The organism is Pseudomonas sp. H1_D05 (assembly GCF_054682705.1).
In genome coordinates this window covers 6,355,164-6,370,835 of sequence record NZ_CP162825.1, presented here as the reverse complement: position 1 = coordinate 6,370,835, position 15,672 = coordinate 6,355,164, and the positions used below count along the sequence as shown (strand labels likewise).

Below are 15,672 nucleotides of genomic sequence, written 5' to 3'. Positions count from 1 at the left end.
TCAGCGCCGGGTAGCCAACAGGCCGATCAGGAAGCCGACACCGGCGGCAATACCGACGGACTGCCAAGGGTTGGCCGAGACGTAATCTTCGGTGGCAGTGACCGCCGCCTGACCGCGATCACGCAAGGTTTCTTCGGTCAGTTTCAAGGTTTCGCGGGCGCGCAGCAGGCTGTCGTGAATCTGCTCGCGCAGCTCATCGGCCTGATCGCCGGCCAGGGTGGCGGTGTGCTCGAGCAAGCGCTCGGTGTCGGCGACCAAAGTCTGGAAGTCGTTCATCAGGATTTCTTGAGCGGTCTTTGCCTTGATGCTGGCCATGGGTGGATCTCCGTAAGTGACGTCTGAAGCGTTCGAGTATGAGCCTTGCGCGAAGGTTCAGTACAAATGACTGGTACAACTTTTGCTGTGTCGTGGTGCGTTCCCCGGCGGTTGTGCGCTGTTGCCGGGCGTGCGCCTCGAGAAACCTTATCCCAAACAAGCCCGGTTCGTGTCAGGACATCGATCTCGTGCGCCAAAGCGGTTCGTCGGACCTTCGGATCTGTGACTGCGTGGTCGCAACTTGGTGCATGAAATGTGCGCATGAACCGCTTTGGTGCCTTTTTCGCCTTTAGGTCTGCCTGCTTATGGAAAATCTGCAAAGCGCTGTGGACACTCTGGTTCACAGCTCCAATACCTTGTTCATTCTGATCGGTGCGGTGATGGTGCTGGCGATGCATGCCGGTTTCGCCTTTCTGGAAGTCGGCACGGTGCGCCAGAAAAACCAGGTCAATGCACTGTCGAAAATTCTCAGTGATTTCGCCGTCTCGACCCTGGCCTATTTCTTTATAGGCTATTGGATTTCCTATGGCGTGACCTTTATGCAGCCGGCGGCGGTACTGAGTGCCGATCACGGTTATGGACTGGTGAAGTTTTTCTTCCTGCTGACTTTTGCCGCAGCGATCCCGGCGATCATTTCCGGCGGTATCGCCGAGCGCGCGCGTTTCGTGCCGCAGTTGTGCGCCACGGCCTTGATTGTCGCGTTCATCTACCCCTTTTTCGAGGGCATGATCTGGAACGGCAACTACGGTTTGCAAGCGTGGCTGACGGCACAGTTCGGTGCCGCTTTCCATGACTTTGCCGGTTCCGTGGTGGTGCACGCCATGGGCGGTTGGCTGGCGCTGGCGGCGGTATTGCTGCTGGGGCCGCGTAATGGCCGTTATCGCGACGGTCGTTTGGTGGCGTTCGCACCGTCGAGCATTCCCTTTCTGGCCTTGGGTTCGTGGATTCTGATTGTCGGCTGGTTCGGCTTCAACGTGATGAGCGCGCAGACGCTGCAAGGCGTCAGCGGTCTGGTTGCGGTCAACTCGTTGATGGCGATGGTCGGCGGCACCATGGCGGCGCTGCTTGTCGGACGTAATGACCCGGGCTTTCTGCATAACGGCCCGTTGGCAGGGTTGGTGGCGATCTGTGCCGGGTCGGATCTGATGCATCCGGTCGGCGCGCTGGTGACTGGCGCGATCGCCGGTGCACTGTTTGTCTGGTGCTTTACCGCCGCCCAGGTGAAATGGCGCATCGACGATGTCTTGGGTGTGTGGCCATTGCACGGGTTGTGCGGCGTGTGGGGCGGGATTGCCTGCGGGATTTTCGGCCAGACTGCGCTCGGCGGTATTGGCGGCGTCAGCTTGATCAGCCAGTTGATCGGCACCGCGCTGGGTGTTGCGGTGGCGCTGATCGGTGGCTTCGCTGTGTACGGCGTGATCAAGGCGCTGCACGGGCTGCGCTTGAGTCAGGAACAAGAGTATTACGGCGCCGACCTGTCGCTGCACAAGATCGGCGCGGTAAGTCAGGATTAAGTCTCGGCATCGTCGCTACCGGGATAAAAACCGTGGAGCATGCGATACCGGTCGATGCGCACCTGATCGACTTTTTCCTGCACCTGATGCGCCGGCAAGCCGAGCATGATCAAGGCGTGAGAGGCGAGCATCAGGCTCGATTCCAACAGTTCCGGCACCACTTCGGTGGCGCCGGCGGCTTTCAGTTCGGCCCACTGGCTGTCGTCGCGGGTACGCACCAGTATCGGTACGTGGGCGTTGAGCCGACGTGCTTCCTTGAGGATACGCAGGGCAATGTCGCTCTGATCCACAGCAACCACCAACAGTCTGGCGCGTAGCAGGCCCACGGCGGTCAGCAGGTCGCCGCGCGACGAGTCGCCGTAATGCACGTCGCTTTCTCCACTGGCGGCTTCCTGTACCCGCACCGGGTCATTGTCCAGCGCAATAAAAGGCTGCTTGGCGTTGCGCATGAAACGACCGATGGATTGGCCGACGCGGCCGTAGCCGCAAATCACCACATGCTGGTTGAGGTCGGCGTTGAGGGCGCTGATCTCTTCGATTTGCGCCTCCTGATTGGGTTTGCGGTGCAGCACTGCTGCGATGCGTGGCGCTGCGCGCAGCAACAGGGGCGTCAACAACATCGAGCAGAACGTCGCCGCGAGCAGCAGGTCGCTCAGTGCTTCGGGCATCATGCTGTGTTGCTGCATCTGTGCCATCAGGGCGAAGCAGAACTCGCCCCCCTGGGCCAGCGCCAGACCGCTGCGCCATGCTGTTTCGCTGTCACTGCCGCGCCACTTCACCAGCAAGGCCACGACGATACCCTTGATCACCATCAAACCGACGGTGAGCCCGAGGATCAGCAGGCTGTGACTGACGAACAGTTGCAGGTCGATGAGCATGCCGATGCTGACGAAAAACACCCCGAGCAGAATGTCGCGGAACGGCCGGATATCCGCCTCGATCTGGTGTCGATAGTGGCTTTCACCGAGCAACATGCCGGCCAGAAACGCACCAAGGGCAGGGGACAGCCCCAGCAGGTGCGTCAGCCACGCGGTCAACAGCACAATCACCAGCGCCAGCAGCACAAACAGTTCTGCCGAGCGTGACGCGGCCACTTCATGAAACAGCCTCGGCAGTAACCAGCGACTGGCCAGCAGCAGACCGACAAACAGCACCACGGTTTTTGCCAGGGTCAAAGGCAACGCCCAGTACCAGGCTTGTTCGCTGCTGCCGGCAAACACCGGCACCAACGTCAGCAGCAATACCGCGATAACGTCCTGAAACAGCAAAACGCCGACAGCATTCTGGCCATGACTGCTGAACACCTCGCCGAGGCTGCCCAATTCTTTGGTCACAATCGCCGTTGAGGACAGCGAAAGCCCGGCACCGAGCAACAGCGCCGGCGTCATCGGCATGCCCAACAGCATCAGCAGCAAACCGAGCAGCGCGGTGCTGATCAGCACCTGCTGGCTGCCGAGACGAAACACCACCTGGCGCAGGGCGATCATCTTCGACAGGGAGAACTCCAGGCCCAGTGAAAACAACAGAAACACCACGCCCAACTCGGCTACGTCAGGCAAGTGTTCGCTTTCGTTGACCCAGTCGAAGGCACTCGGCCCGACCAGCAGTCCGACGCACAGGTAACCCAGAACCGGTGGCAACCGCAGGCGACGGAACAGGGCAATGACCACGAGGGACGAGGCGAGGATGATCAACAGATTGGCAAACACTGGACACTCCGATGGCAGATCAGGCTTTTCAAGCGTAGAGGCAAAAAGACCGGGAGGATCGCGCAAATGATTTTTCTGTGGACTGATTTGCGTCAGGGTTTTGCCTGTGACCCTTTGTTGAGGGGCTGGAGCCTTTGGGCGGCGCTGGCTCGACGGGTTTTCAGGTGCGGCCTAGAATAGGCCCACTCATTTTTTGGTTGAGCAATCATGCCTCCTGAATGTCAGCTGTTCGGCACCCTTGGATGCCATTTGTGTGAAGTCGCCGAGGCCGAGTTGATGCCTTTTGTCGAGCACGGCTTGCTGGTGGAACTGGTCGACATCGCTGAAGACGAATCCTGGTTCGAGGCTTATAGCCTGCGGATTCCGGTGTTGCGCCGTGTCGACAGCGGGGCTGAGCTGGACTGGCCATTCAGCGCTGATGAGGTCGTCGCGTTTCTGGGTTAATCCGCATTTTCTGGTTTATCCCGCCGGTCGCTACTGCCATGCATTCCTTGGCATTTTGCGGTTTCATCGGTTACTGTATGTTCATACAGTAAATGCGTCAGAGGGATGAACCGTGGTCAATGTCGAACAGTTGAAAAACAGCGTGAACCGGATGTCGGTTGACGTGGTGCGCGAGGCCGTTCTCGAATTGCGCCTGGACGGGCTGGTCACGGAAGGCAAGACGCCGTTCAACAAGCTGCATTTCAACACTTGCTTTGCCGAAATCGAGGCCTTGTTTCAGCGTGCCGGTTACCACAAGCAACTGGATGTGGTCGGTTATCAGGGGCTGCTCTACGCCTTGTACGATCCGGGGCGCTGGGAGGCAGTTGATGTATTGCGCTGGCTCAAGGAATTCACTGACGCCGCAGCGCTGAAAACAATTCCGGCCTGAACATTCTGCGCTAGGTTCGTTTCCCTCAGTGCTGGATAATGCCGCCCTGCATTGAGGGTCCGATTTTCGTATGTCCACATCTACATTTTCCGCTGCTCAGAATCAGGCGAGCACACTTTATCTGCCGCCCGGTAAATGGCTGACCGTACTCGATTGTCTATGCGAGCATTTCAGCGCCATTGACCGTGAGCAATGGCTGGACCGCATCGCTCGGGGACGTGTGCTGGACGGCCATGGCCAGCCGATCCCGGTGGACTTGCCTTACAAGGAAGGTCTGCGGATTCATTATTTTCGCGAAGTGCCGGACGAGAAGCCGATCCCGGTAGTCGAGTCGATTCTGTATGCAGACGAACATCTGGTGGTGGCTGACAAACCGCATTTTCTGCCGGTGACGCCCGCCGGCGAATACGTTGAGCAAACCCTGTTGCGCAGGCTGATTCATCGCCTGGACAATCCTCACTTGGTGCCGCTGCACCGCATCGACCGGCATACGGCGGGACTGGTGATTTTCTCGGCCAATCCGCAAACCCGATCGGCTTATCAGTCGCTGTTCCCCACGCGGCAGATCGACAAGCGTTATGAGGCCATCGCTCCGGCACTGCCCGATCTGAATTTCCCCTTGGTGCACAAAAGCCGTCTGGTCGATGGCGAACCGTTTTTCCGCATGCAGGAAGGCGTGGGTGCCAGTAATACCGAAACGGCGGTGGAGGTTCGGGAAAAGCATAGCGATCTGTGGCGCTATGGTTTGTTTCCGGTGACTGGCAAGAAACATCAACTGCGCGTCCACATGACTGCGCTGGGGGCGAGCATCTGCAACGATCCGTTCTATCCGCAGGTGTTGAAAGACGTCGAGGATGACTATGCCAATCCGTTGAAGCTGCTGGCGCAAGGCTTGCGGTTTATCGACCCGGTGACCGGTGAGGAGCGCGAATTCGAGAGCCGGATCACCTTGCAGTGGTGATATCGACTTCACTTTTCGAGCGCCCATGAAAAAGCCCGCAATCAATGCGGGCTTTTCTGTATCCGGTGTCGATCCAGAGCTTACAGCTCTTTAACGGTACGAACCTGATCCTTGTTGATGCGGGTTTCTTTGCCGTCCAGCTGTTTGAACTCGTAGAAGCCCGAATCGTCATCGTATTTCGGGGTGTCGACGGCCTGGATTTCGCGACCGTCATTCAAGGTGATCACTGTAGGCGACGAGCAACCGGCGAGGGTGGCAAGGCCCAGTGCGAGCATGAAAGTGGCGAGGGTCCGTTGAGTCATGGGTGTGTCTCCGAATGGGAATTCTTTTGGTTACTGAGCTTGAGACGTATACAAGGCGTGAGAGTTCCTTGAATGGTGTCAGTCTGACACAGTGTTATGGGAATTTAACAGTTCGGGGGTGTTCAGGTTGGCCAGCCGCGGGTCGTTGTCAGGGCACTCCAGGGCAGTGGCGCCGAGACCGCGCATGACCCGGCCGGGGCTGCGTTCACCGGCATTCCAGGCATCTTCGAAAGCCGTTAGAAGAGCCACCGGAATCACACACAGCAAGGGTTCCCAATGCTCGTCATGGCGCAACATTAAAGGTTTTTCAGGATGCTGATTGGCAGTCTCGCGCATGCTTTGCAGCAGCGCGGCGTCAATTCGCGGAACGTCGCACGGCAAAACCAGCAGGTGGCTATGGCGCGCCGCTTTCAGACCGGCACGAATACCCGCCAATGGCCCCGGAAAATCGCCCTCGTCATCGACCACCAATTGATCGGCAAACGGTGCGTAACGCTCGCGGTTGCGGTTGCAGGAGATGATCAGGTCGTCAGTCAGCCCGCGTACCCTACGCTGCAAATGTGCAATCAAAGGTTCGCCCAGCCACTCGACCAGGCCTTTGTCCTGACCGCCCATGCGTTGGCCGCGCCCGCCTGCCAGGAGCAGAATGGAGCAGGGGGGGCAATTGCGAATCGCGGGTCATGGCAGCTCTCCAGAGGGGCGGCGAAAAAATAGGGCGCTGTGATATAACACCGGGCTGTTTCTCCTACAACTGGACGAGCCTATGAAAGCCAAGGCTGATGTACCTTTCGTGCCGCTCAATATTGCGGTGCTGACAGTCAGTGACACCCGAACTCTGGAAACCGACACCTCAGGCCAGGTCTTCGTCGATCGCTTGACGGCGGCGGGCCACCGTTTGGCGGAGCGGGTTTTGCTCAAAGATGACCTCTACAAAATTCGCGCGCAAGTCGCCACCTGGATTGCCGACGATGTCGTGCAGGTCGTGCTGATCACCGGCGGTACCGGATTTACCGGTCGCGACAGCACGCCGGAAGCGGTTGCCTGCCTGCTGGATAAACAGGTCGACGGGTTTGGAGAGTTGTTCCGGCAGGTTTCGGTAGCCGATATCGGTACCTCGACAGTTCAGTCCCGTGCGCTGGCCGGTTTGGCCAACGGCACGCTGGTGTGCTGTTTGCCAGGTTCGACCAATGCCGTACGCACCGGTTGGGATGGCATCCTGGGCGAGCAGTTGGACGCGCGTCATCGCCCGTGCAACTTCGTGACTCATTTGAAGCAGGCAGCGCCTTGTGAATCCCGTGGGTAAGCCGGGCAAGACCGGAGCGCTGATGCCGGTCGAGCTGGCGCTGGAGCGCCTGCTCGACATGGCCGAGGCGTCGCCGATTGTCGAGCATGAGTATTTGCCGCTGGCTCAGGTTCAGGGGCGTGTGCTGGGCGAAGACCTGATTTCGACGCTGGATCTGCCACCCTGGCCAAACAGCGCCATGGACGGTTATGCGCTGAATCTGGCCGACTGGACGGGCGAACCGATGCCGGTCAGTCAGAAGGTGTTTGCCGGGCAATCCCCCGAACCGCTGAAGCCGGGCACCTGTGCACGGATCTTCACCGGGGCGCCGGTGCCCGCGGGCGCTGATTGCGTGGAAATGCAGGAAAACGCTGAGGTTCAAACCGATGAACGGGTGCGTTTCCTTGAACCGATGAAGGCCGGGCAGAACATTCGCCCGCAAGGTCAGGAAACCACAGTCGGTGAACTGATCCTGCCCGCCGGAACTCGGCTGGGTCCGATAGAGCAGGGATTAGCCGCATCGTTGGGCTGCGCCGGATTGAAGGTCGTGCGCAAGGTTCGTGTTGCGGTGATTTCCACTGGCGATGAATTGGTCGAGCCGGGCCAGGCCCTGGGGCCGGGACAGATATACAACAGCAATCGAGTGTTGCTGTGCAGTTGGCTGCAACGACTGGGTTGTGAAGTGATCGATGCCGGTATTCTTCCGGATGATTTGGCCACTACCCGCACCCGTCTGGGGGAGTTGCAGGATGTTGACCTGATTCTTTCCACCGGTGGCGTGTCGGTGGGTGAGGCGGATTTTTTGGGTGTCGCATTGCGTGAAGAGGGCGAGCTTGCCCTTTGGAAGCTGGCGATCAAACCCGGAAAACCGCTAACTTTTGGCCATTTCCGCAACGTGCCGGTCATTGGCTTGCCAGGCAACCCGGCGTCGACACTGGTGACCTTTGCGCTGCTCACTCGGCCTTATCTGTTACGCCGTCAGGGCGTTCGGGTCGTCGAGCCGCTGAAGTTCACCGTGCCAGCGGGGTTTGACTGGCCGGTGGCAGGCAATCGGCGTGAGTACCTGCGAGGCCGCCTTGAGCAAGGACGGGCGACTGTCTACCGCAATCAGAGCTCAGGTGTACTGCGTAGCGCCGCTTGGGCAGATGGATTGGTCGAAGTGCTGGAAGGTCGCACGCTGAGCATCGGAGACGAAGTGGTCTTCATCCCGCTGAGTGACTTGCTCGACTGATCGCTATCTCGTAAATGCAGGCGTCGGCTGACTCAGGCGGCGCCTGCAATGACTGATTCAATTAATTGCTGATCAATGTCACAAGCTGATCGAATCGGCTATTGGCCACCCAGCCCAGCAAACCCAGCACTACCGCTGTTGCACCCGCCGAGTACGCAAGCCGGTGTTTGATCGTTCGGACATCACCGCGAATTTCGTCCATGTCCCGTCGAAGGTATTTGAGATGGGTTTCCAGCTCGGTAACACGGGGTTCCATATCAACTTCTCCAGTGGTTCTGCCGCTGTTTTTGAAATCGGACTTGTGATTCGCGCGACTTTCGACAATCGGTCCAACCGGGCTCATGGGTATTCTCGCTTCATGACCAGGCATGGAAGCATCTACCGATTGTTTCAACTGTTTGCTTGCAACCTTTTCCAGCTCTCGAACCGGCAAGAGCCCATGGGGTGTATCCACTCATTACATGCACGTCCTTGTGTGTTGGATTGAAAATCGATACCGCCTACACACGGTGACGCAATGCTCGAACCGGGTCAATTAAGCCGATTCCGCATGTTTTGTAAGAAAAGGTACCGCTGTGTAGGACGTCCGGCGCCAGGAGGCTGAATTAATTACGGGTATGACGGCTTTTTTGCGTGCGCCAGTGGTCAAGATGTCTTAACCGATCGATTTGGGAGTGATGTTATGAGTGAACGCCGGGCGCTGTTGATTCTGCATGGCAAGCAGGCACTCAACGAGGCGGTACGCACCGCCGTCGAGGACAAGCGCAAGCAAGGCTGGGAGCTGGCCGTGCGTCTGACTTGGGAGGCAGGGGACGCACAGCGCTGGGTAGAACAAGCCTTGGCCGACGGCTACACGAAAATCATTGCCGGGGGCGGCGATGGCACCTTGCGCGATATCGCCGAAGCGCTCGCCGCGCATCCTGGCAAAGCCAGCCTCGTACTCCTGCCTTTGGGCACTGCCAACGATTTTTCCCGTGCCGCCGGCGTACCACTGGAGCCTGCCGAAGCCCTTGAGCTGCTCGATGTGCCACCGCGCGCCATCGATCTGGGTGAAGTGGGCGGGCAGATTTTTCTCAACATGGCCACCGGTGGTTTCGGCAGCCAGGTCACGGCCAATACCTCCGAGGACCTGAAAAAAGTACTTGGCGGTGCTGCTTATCTGTTCACTGGCTTGTCACGATTCAGCGAGCTGCATGCCGCTTACGGCGAACTTCAGGGGCCGGATTTTCACTGGCGTGGCGAGCTGTTGGCACTGGGTATCGGCAATGGCCGACAGGCCGGCGGTGGACACGTATTGTGCCCGGAGGCGCTGGCCGATGATGGCTTGCTGGATATCAGCATTCTGCCGGCGCCCCAAGAGTTGGTGGGCACCTTGAAGACGCTGCTCAGCGATGGTTTCGGGATCGACAACATGTTTGTTCGCACCCGTTTGCCATGGGTCGAAATCAAGGTGGCCGAGGGGCTGTGCATCAATCTTGATGGCGAACCGCTCGAAGGTGACAGCATGCGATTCGAGGCGCGTCCGGCGGCGTTGCGCGTGCATTTGCCGGAACATTCTCCCTTGTTGAGCAGCGCCGGGCTGGTCAGTCGTCCAGGCTGATGATCTGCTCACGCACGGCGAACAGCACCAGACCCGCCACGTCGTAGATTTGCAGTCGCTTCATGATCTGTGAACGGTGGGTCTCGACAGTCTTGATGCTCAGGCCCAGGCCATTGGCGATTTCCCGGGTGGATTTTCCGCGCACGATCAAGCGCAGGATTTCCAGTTGGCGCGCGGTCAGATTGTGCGAGTCGGCTGCCTCCGGCTGCTGCTTCTGATTACGGGTCAGCGCCTGATTGATGACGGTATGGGCGATGGCCGGGCTCAGGTAGCGCTCGTTGTTGCGCAGGGCTTCCAGTGCATGCTCAAGTTCTGTCGCTGTGGTGTCCTTGAGCAGGTAGCCGTGGGCGCCGGATTCCAGCGCCTGCATGATCAGCGCCGGATCGGTGTGCATCGACAGGATCAACACCTTGCTCTGCGGGCGTACCCGCTTGAGCCGTTGCAGGGCTTCCAGGCCACCGGTTTCTTTCATGGAGATATCCAGCAACACGATATCCGGATTCAGTTGCTCGACCATTTCGAGCAGCTGCGAACCGTCATTGGCCTCGCCAATCACCGCGTAACCGGGAATATCCAGCACCAGAGCGCGCACGCCGGCCCTGATCAGCGAGTGGTCATCCACCAGAAGTAAGTTGCAAGTCAACGCATAACCTTATTCGTACTGGCCCGCTCGAGTGCGCGTGGCGCCCACGGGAAGAGTGCTTCGATTTGAGTGCCTTTGCCCGGTTCGCTGATGACGTTCAGGGTGCCACCCAGTTGCTCGATTCGTTCGGCCATCCCGGCCATGCCTCGTTGTCCTTCACGACCGGGGTTGGCCGCCGGGGCGAATCCCAGGCCGTCATCGCTGATCAGCAACGTCAGACCTTTGGGCAGACGTTGCACGCGTATCACCAGATTTTTTGCCTGGGCATGACGCAGGATATTGGTAACAGCCTCTTGGGTAATACGAAAGGCGGCGACTGCCATTTCTTCCGGAATGCCATTGAGCCGCTGCTGGCAATCGAGGCTCCAGTGCACGTTAGTGTTGGCCAATGTCTTGAGCAGGTGCGCACGCAGGCTGGCTTCAAGTCCCAGGCTGGTCAACTGGCGCGGGTTGAGAATGGCTGAAACGTCGCGCACCTTGTTGAGGGTTTCTTCCAGGGTGTCGCACAGCGCGGTGCATTGTTCCTGCAAGTCGTCGGGCATGCGCCGCTTGAGCCATTCGCTTTGCAGTTTGGCGGCCGTCAGCAGTTGGCCGATATCGTCGTGCAGTTCGCGGCTGAGGCGATGACGCTCGTTTTCCTGGACTTCCAGCAAGCGGTCAGCGAGTTCCTGCGGCTGAAACTTGATCGATTTGCGTGACAGTCGATATTGCACCCAGACGCACGCAGTAGCAGCGATATCGAGCAGCAGCAATCCCAGGCAAAGTGGTGTTGAAAGAGCGTAGGTCAGCAAACTGCCGAGCGTGGCCGCGACACACAGTATGAGTGTGAACCGGCGAGCATTTTCGCGGGAGGGTGGCCATGTAGTGATTGACTTGAGGCTGGCGTACATAACGGATGGAGCCAATGGATGTTCGCTGCGGGCAGACCGGCCGGTGGCTGACGGGTCTCTGTCTGAAAATGCTATCAATTATGTTATTGATTTCAACGCGGTTCAGTAAACGTATTGGCCGCCCAATCATCAGTGGATAGCGATCTCTGAGGTCACTGTGCCACTAATTTGAAAGCAACTAATGGGCGGCATAATACCACTTAAGATACCGTTGGTCGCGTTTGCTATATATGTCCATTGAGTCAGGAAATACGTGATATTGGACGCAAGTTCCATAATGGAAAAGTCGATTTGTTGTGTTCGATAGATGTCAGTGTTGCCTGAAGTTGTGCTTGTTTGCACACAGGTAAACCCTGAGGCCGGCAAAAAATATCGGCGTCGGCTTTCAGTGATTATTTAGTTCGACTTGTCGCTGGCAGGTATGAACTATTCAATTGCGACATTCAACGCTTGTGTACCAAGTGCTTGCGCGGGTACCGAGTGCGGGTCAGGCTTGTCCCGAGTAGGGCAGTTGGGGCAAACGTTTGCCCGTCCGGGGCGGTTGATGGCGGCTTTGGTTGACCTGGAAGGCGAATGCTTCGAGCAGCGAAGCCTGCTCACTTTCATCCAGACTCAGTTGCCCTGTCTGCTGATCGACCAGTTCAAGCTGCCAGGCCATTAATGTGAAGCAATCCTGCAAGGCTTGCAGGGCCTGTTCGTGAAGGTCGACGTGATCCTGATTGAGGTTGAGCAGACTGTAAATGTGCAGGGAAAACTCGGAAATTGCCTCCAGCGCCAGGGCTTCAGCCCTGCGTGCGAGTTTCAGCAGAGTACCGAGCATGCACTCGATGGCGTCCTTGTCATTGCTGATCAATTGCAGATGGCTGAGGCATTCTTCGGACTTGGCCAGGAGTTGCTCGGCCTCGACAAGGAATTCGGGGAAGCGTTGTACCCACTCTTTGCGGTCCATTGGCATGCTTATCTCCACAACGTCATGTCTGATGAGGGAATGCCGTGTGTGGCGACGATCGTGAATCGTCGGGAGATCGCGCCCAGACGTGCAAGTGCACAGACTGAGAGGTTCCAGAGGGCTTGTTTCCACTGAACTGCGATCGCACACAATAGCCTGACTCCGTTCATGCAATGAGAATGGCGTCACATTAATGGCTATTGGATATTGCGAATATCAGGTTGGGCCTGATTGTTACTAGGGGAATCCCTTAGACGCGGGAACCTACCGTGCAAACCGAGGTCGCGCCGCAGAGAATGTAGCAGATGAAAATCACCGGGCCAGTAAACCATGATGTTAATGTGACATCAATGCCTGTTCATGGCATTTTTGATGGGGTCGGGTATGGCAATCAAGAACTGCGATTTGCCGCCGATAACCTCACATAGTGAATTCATCAGAACAAGCCCAGGAGTCATTGATGGCCGGCATTCTCGACACGGTAGACCAACGCACGCAACTGGTGGGTGAGAATCGCCTGGAAATTCTCATGTTTCGACTGGCCGGGCGGCAGTTGTTCGCAATCAACGTGTTCAAGGTTCAGGAAGTGCTGCAACTGCCGAAACTGACCTTGATGCCGCAGCGTCATCCGTTTGTGTGCGGAGTGGTCAATCTGCGCGGTCAGACCTTGCCGGTCATTGACCTGTCGCAAGCGATCGGTATGCGTCCGTTGGTGCCGGGGCCCAACAGCACGATCATCGTCACCGAATACAACCGCTCGGTGCAGGCCTTCCTGGTGGGCGGTGTGGATCGTATCGTCAACATGAACTGGGAAGCCATTCTGCCGCCGCCGACCAGCGCCGGGCGTCAGCACTATCTGACCGCGATCAGCAAGGTCGACGATCAACTGGTGGAAATCATCGACGTCGAGAAAGTCCTCGCCGAAATCGTCCCGTACAACGCCAAGGTCTCGCGTGAAAAACTCGATGATCCGGTGCTGGAACGCGCTCGCGGCCGTGAAGTGCTGCTGGTCGACGACTCCAACGTGGCACTTTCGCAATTACGCGACACCCTCGGCCAGCTCGGGGTAAAAATGCACATTGCCAGCGATGGCCTGAAGGCGCTGAACATGCTCAAGGCCTGGGCCGACACCGGCGTCAACATGACCGACAAGCTGCTGATGATTTTCACCGATGCGGAAATGCCGGAAATGGATGGCTATCGCCTGACCACCGAAATTCGCAACGACCCGCGTCTGCGTGGCCTGTACGTGGTGCTGCATACTTCGCTGTCCGGCAGTTTCAACGATTCGATGGTGAAGAAGGTCGGTTGCGACAACTTCCTCTCCAAGTTCCAGCCGGACAAACTGGTCGACGTGGTTCGCCAGCGTCTGATGCTCGACGAAGTTCCGGCCTGATCACACACCCATTGCAGGAGTGAGCCTGCTCGCGATAGCGGTGTGTCAGCCCCGAATCATTACCTGACACACCGTTATCGCGAGCAGGCTCACTCCACAGTTATTGCTCTTTGATTCCTGATCAAGCTCGTATAGGGTGGCGTTTTTACCCTCCAGGGAGCTGGCCATGCTGCGTCTGAGCGCGCTTTATCGTTACCCGTTGAAATCCGGCAAAGTCGATGTGCTGCGCAGTGTTGATCTCGACAAGCTGGGGCTTGATGGCGATCGACGCTGGATGCTCGTGGACGAGGCCAGCGGCCGCTTTCTGACCCAGCGTGCTGAAGCGAAGATGAGTCAGTTGTCGGCGCTATGGAATGCGCAGGGCGGTCTGACCCTTAGTGCGCCGCAACAGCCTCCCATCGAAATCGCCTTGCCGGGCAACGATGCCGAACTGCGTGGCGTGACGATCTGGCGCGATACCTTGCGTGTGCCGGATGCCGGTGATGAGGCGGCCCGTTGGGTCAGCGATTTCATCGGCAAACCGACCCGGCTGGTGCAGGTGCCGCTGGATCGCGCCCGGACCACCCAGGCAGGCTTCGGCAAGGATGACGATCAGGTCGCGTTCGCTGATGGATTTCCGCTGTTGTTGATCGGCGCGGCCTCTTTGCAGGACCTTTCGCAACAGGTCGGACGACCATTGGAAATGCTGCGTTTTCGGCCGAACCTGGTGATCGAAGGCAGTGAGGCTTATGCCGAAGACAGTTGGAAGCGCATTCGCATTGGCGATGTTGAATTCCGCGTGGTCAAGCCGTGTTCGCGTTGTATCCTCACCACCATCGACCCGCAAACCGGTGAGCGCAGTGCCGACCGCGAGCCTCTGGCCACCTTGCAGAAGTACCGCGCCGAAGTCGATGGTGCGATGTTCGGCCAGAATCTGGTCAACGACAACAATGGCCGACTCGAAGTCGGCATGCCGGTGGAGATTCTCGAGTAATCCGTCTCTGAAACGAAAATGCCCGTGTCCTTGGACACGGGCATTTTTTTATCGCAGTGAAAGCCGTGGGTTTAGCCGCGGTACTCGCACAGGTAAGCGGTGTCGACCGCAACTTTCAGCTGGAACTTGCTGTTGGCCGGGACGTTGAACTGGCTGCCGGCGGCGAAGGTTTCCCAGTCGCTGCTGTCGGGCAGTTTGACGGTCAGTGCGCCGGAAACCACATGCATGATTTCACGCTGAGCGGTGCCGAATTCGTATTCGCCCGGGGCCATGACGCCGATGGTCGCCGGGCCTTCAGCGGTGCCAAAGGCGATCGACTTGACGGTGCCGTCGAAGTACTCGTTGACTTTAAACATGGGCGATTCCTCGAAAAGGGTTAGAAATTGGAGGCGGCCAGTATGCACAAGGCTTTTCGCGCCGTCACCTGCCCGGCGTCTGTCCGGTGAGTTCTCGAATTGACCCTAGAGTGGCAACACCAGTGGCAACAACCGCGCAGTGTTGCGCGCATCTTCCAGTGCCCGATGCTGCTGGCCGCTGAACTGCATGCCGGCCAATTGCAGCGCACCGTTGAGGCCTAATGGACGCTCCAGGCGGCGGGCCTTGGCGAAGCGTTGTTTGAGATTCATGTGCGGCACTTTGCTCAAGCCACTGTCGATTTGCAGACGCTGCCACTCCTGCAACAACTGCTTGCGGTCGTAATCACCCCAACTGGCCCAGCCTTCAAGGCGTGTCTGATGTTGCGCGAGCCAGCGTTCGAACGCCGGCCAGACTTCAGTCAACGGCTGAGCCGAGTCGATATTGGCCTGAGTGATGTGCGTGAGTTCACGACAAAAAGGCGTGAGCAACGGCCGTCGCGTCGGTTTGACGAAACGCTGGAAGTGATCCTGCTCGCGCCCGGCGCGATCGACCAGGGTGGCGCCGATCTCGATAATTTCCATTTCGGTGACTGGCCAGCCACCCTCATCGGTGGTGGCTTCCAGATCTATGACCAGCCAGTGAGGCATCGCAGGGTTCCTGATTTCCGCGTTCTGAT

General features: G+C 58.1%; 19 protein-coding genes. 9 read left to right on the top strand and 10 right to left on the bottom strand.

The features are described 5' to 3' along the window. A complete protein-coding gene (locus tag AB4O11_RS28585; RefSeq protein WP_007908653.1) occupies window positions 1-315 on the bottom strand; it encodes an ElaB/YgaM/YqjD family protein in 315 nt (104 codons plus the stop codon). 305 nt (window positions 316-620) lie between these two features. Here AB4O11_RS28585 and AB4O11_RS28580 point away from each other — a divergent pair, with 305 nt between their 5' ends. Further along, window positions 621-1,829 (top strand): ammonium transporter, encoded by a 1,209-nt coding sequence (locus AB4O11_RS28580; RefSeq protein WP_095048442.1) that lies wholly within the window; start codon window positions 621-623, stop codon window positions 1,827-1,829. On the opposite strand, the gene AB4O11_RS28575 is transcribed toward AB4O11_RS28580, so the two are convergent. Next, window positions 1,826-3,538, bottom strand: coding sequence for a cation:proton antiporter (locus AB4O11_RS28575; protein WP_460129688.1), 1,713 nt, complete (start codon window positions 3,536-3,538; stop codon window positions 1,826-1,828). The two genes, AB4O11_RS28580 and AB4O11_RS28575, sit on opposite strands and share 4 nt — an antisense overlap. Window positions 3,539-3,745: 207 nt before the next feature. Here AB4O11_RS28575 and AB4O11_RS28570 point away from each other — a divergent pair, with 207 nt between their 5' ends. The 3 genes from AB4O11_RS28570 to AB4O11_RS28560 all read left to right on the top strand — a co-directional run bounded on the left by AB4O11_RS28570 (window position 3,746) and on the right by AB4O11_RS28560 (window position 5,373). After that, on the top strand, window positions 3,746-3,982 hold the full coding sequence (locus AB4O11_RS28570) for a glutaredoxin family protein (RefSeq protein ID WP_093435113.1): 237 nt from the start codon (window positions 3,746-3,748) through the stop codon (window positions 3,980-3,982). A gap of 112 nt (window positions 3,983-4,094) precedes the next feature. Next, on the top strand, window positions 4,095-4,412 hold the full coding sequence (locus AB4O11_RS28565) for a transcriptional regulator (RefSeq protein ID WP_093435111.1): 318 nt from the start codon (window positions 4,095-4,097) through the stop codon (window positions 4,410-4,412). Window positions 4,413-4,482: 70 nt separating this feature from the next. Further along, window positions 4,483-5,373, top strand: a complete 891-nt coding sequence (locus AB4O11_RS28560) for a pseudouridine synthase (RefSeq protein WP_460129686.1) — start codon at window positions 4,483-4,485, stop codon at window positions 5,371-5,373. An 80-nt stretch (window positions 5,374-5,453) separates the two neighbouring features. Here the strand turns inward: AB4O11_RS28560 and AB4O11_RS28555 are convergent, their stop codons facing one another. Together AB4O11_RS28555 and mobA are read right to left on the bottom strand one after the other, a co-directional pair. Then, the gene (locus tag AB4O11_RS28555) at window positions 5,454-5,675 is read right to left on the bottom strand and encodes a YgdI/YgdR family lipoprotein (RefSeq protein WP_007908660.1); all 222 of its coding nucleotides are present in this window, start codon (window positions 5,673-5,675) and stop codon (window positions 5,454-5,456) included. A gap of 78 nt (window positions 5,676-5,753) precedes the next feature. Then, window positions 5,754-6,347 (bottom strand): molybdenum cofactor guanylyltransferase MobA, encoded by a 594-nt coding sequence (gene mobA / locus AB4O11_RS28550; protein ID WP_460131172.1) that lies wholly within the window; start codon window positions 6,345-6,347, stop codon window positions 5,754-5,756. Between the two features lie 91 nt (window positions 6,348-6,438). Between mobA and moaB the strand changes: the two genes are divergently transcribed. Then, a complete protein-coding gene (gene moaB, locus AB4O11_RS28545) occupies window positions 6,439-6,978 on the top strand; it encodes a molybdenum cofactor biosynthesis protein B (RefSeq protein ID WP_460129684.1) in 540 nt (179 codons plus the stop codon). Continuing rightward, window positions 6,962-8,188 carry a molybdopterin molybdotransferase MoeA gene (locus tag AB4O11_RS28540; RefSeq protein ID WP_460129682.1) on the top strand — a complete coding sequence of 409 codons (1,227 nt, stop codon included), beginning with the start codon at window positions 6,962-6,964 and terminating at the stop codon, window positions 8,186-8,188. Before moaB ends, AB4O11_RS28540 begins: the two co-directional genes overlap by 17 nt. 61 nt (window positions 8,189-8,249) lie before the next feature. On the opposite strand, the gene AB4O11_RS28535 is transcribed toward AB4O11_RS28540, so the two are convergent. Next, the gene (locus AB4O11_RS28535; RefSeq protein ID WP_460131169.1) at window positions 8,250-8,558 is read right to left on the bottom strand and encodes a hypothetical protein; all 309 of its coding nucleotides are present in this window, start codon (window positions 8,556-8,558) and stop codon (window positions 8,250-8,252) included. A gap of 312 nt (window positions 8,559-8,870) precedes the next feature. Between AB4O11_RS28535 and yegS the strand changes: the two genes are divergently transcribed. Continuing rightward, window positions 8,871-9,788: a lipid kinase YegS gene (yegS, locus tag AB4O11_RS28530; protein WP_093435097.1), complete on the top strand. Its 918-nt coding sequence runs from the start codon at window positions 8,871-8,873 to the stop codon at window positions 9,786-9,788. Here yegS and AB4O11_RS28525 read toward each other — a convergent pair. The 3 genes from AB4O11_RS28525 to AB4O11_RS28515 all read right to left on the bottom strand — a co-directional run bounded on the left by AB4O11_RS28525 (window position 9,772) and on the right by AB4O11_RS28515 (window position 12,276). Then, entirely contained in the window at window positions 9,772-10,431 is a 660-nt protein-coding gene (locus AB4O11_RS28525) for a response regulator (RefSeq protein ID WP_093435094.1), read from the bottom strand. The genes yegS and AB4O11_RS28525 overlap by 17 nt on opposite strands. Further along, the gene (locus tag AB4O11_RS28520; protein WP_093435091.1) at window positions 10,428-11,321 is read right to left on the bottom strand and encodes a sensor histidine kinase; all 894 of its coding nucleotides are present in this window, start codon (window positions 11,319-11,321) and stop codon (window positions 10,428-10,430) included. Before AB4O11_RS28520 ends, AB4O11_RS28525 begins: the two co-directional genes overlap by 4 nt. Window positions 11,322-11,808: 487 nt before the next feature. Beyond that, window positions 11,809-12,276, bottom strand: a complete 468-nt coding sequence (locus tag AB4O11_RS28515; protein WP_093435088.1) for a hypothetical protein — start codon at window positions 12,274-12,276, stop codon at window positions 11,809-11,811. Between the two features lie 454 nt (window positions 12,277-12,730). Between AB4O11_RS28515 and AB4O11_RS28510 the strand changes: the two genes are divergently transcribed. Then, window positions 12,731-13,666 (top strand): chemotaxis protein CheV, encoded by a 936-nt coding sequence (locus AB4O11_RS28510; protein ID WP_064391361.1) that lies wholly within the window; start codon window positions 12,731-12,733, stop codon window positions 13,664-13,666. 166 nt (window positions 13,667-13,832) lie between these two features. Continuing rightward, on the top strand, window positions 13,833-14,639 hold the full coding sequence (locus tag AB4O11_RS28505; protein WP_460129679.1) for an MOSC domain-containing protein: 807 nt from the start codon (window positions 13,833-13,835) through the stop codon (window positions 14,637-14,639). A gap of 71 nt (window positions 14,640-14,710) precedes the next feature. On the opposite strand, the gene ppnP is transcribed toward AB4O11_RS28505, so the two are convergent. After that, window positions 14,711-14,995: a pyrimidine/purine nucleoside phosphorylase gene (gene ppnP / locus AB4O11_RS28500; protein WP_003226701.1), complete on the bottom strand. Its 285-nt coding sequence runs from the start codon at window positions 14,993-14,995 to the stop codon at window positions 14,711-14,713. Between the two features lie 105 nt (window positions 14,996-15,100). Further along, window positions 15,101-15,643: a 3'-5' exonuclease gene (locus AB4O11_RS28495; RefSeq protein ID WP_095048433.1), complete on the bottom strand. Its 543-nt coding sequence runs from the start codon at window positions 15,641-15,643 to the stop codon at window positions 15,101-15,103. Window positions 15,644-15,672 lie beyond the last annotated feature (29 nt).

Coding starts and splice junctions, on each gene's coding strand:
- AB4O11_RS28570 (WP_093435113.1), top strand. CDS start 3,746: ATGCCTCCTGAATGTCAGCTGTTCGGCACCCTTGGATGCCATTTGTGT.
- AB4O11_RS28495 (WP_095048433.1), bottom strand. CDS start 15,643: ATGCCTCACTGGCTGGTCATAGATCTGGAAGCCACCACCGATGAGGGT.
- AB4O11_RS28515 (WP_093435088.1), bottom strand. CDS start 12,276: ATGCCAATGGACCGCAAAGAGTGGGTACAACGCTTCCCCGAATTCCTT.
- AB4O11_RS28580 (WP_095048442.1), top strand. CDS start 621: ATGGAAAATCTGCAAAGCGCTGTGGACACTCTGGTTCACAGCTCCAAT.
- ppnP (WP_003226701.1), bottom strand. CDS start 14,995: ATGTTTAAAGTCAACGAGTACTTCGACGGCACCGTCAAGTCGATCGCC.
- AB4O11_RS28505 (WP_460129679.1), top strand. CDS start 13,833: ATGCTGCGTCTGAGCGCGCTTTATCGTTACCCGTTGAAATCCGGCAAA.
- AB4O11_RS28510 (WP_064391361.1), top strand. CDS start 12,731: ATGGCCGGCATTCTCGACACGGTAGACCAACGCACGCAACTGGTGGGT.
- AB4O11_RS28535 (WP_460131169.1), bottom strand. CDS start 8,558: ATGCCTGGTCATGAAGCGAGAATACCCATGAGCCCGGTTGGACCGATT.
- AB4O11_RS28560 (WP_460129686.1), top strand. CDS start 4,483: ATGTCCACATCTACATTTTCCGCTGCTCAGAATCAGGCGAGCACACTT.
- AB4O11_RS28520 (WP_093435091.1), bottom strand. CDS start 11,321: ATGTACGCCAGCCTCAAGTCAATCACTACATGGCCACCCTCCCGCGAA.
- AB4O11_RS28555 (WP_007908660.1), bottom strand. CDS start 5,675: ATGACTCAACGGACCCTCGCCACTTTCATGCTCGCACTGGGCCTTGCC.
- yegS (WP_093435097.1), top strand. CDS start 8,871: ATGAGTGAACGCCGGGCGCTGTTGATTCTGCATGGCAAGCAGGCACTC.
- AB4O11_RS28585 (WP_007908653.1), bottom strand. CDS start 315: ATGGCCAGCATCAAGGCAAAGACCGCTCAAGAAATCCTGATGAACGAC.
- moaB (WP_460129684.1), top strand. CDS start 6,439: ATGAAAGCCAAGGCTGATGTACCTTTCGTGCCGCTCAATATTGCGGTG.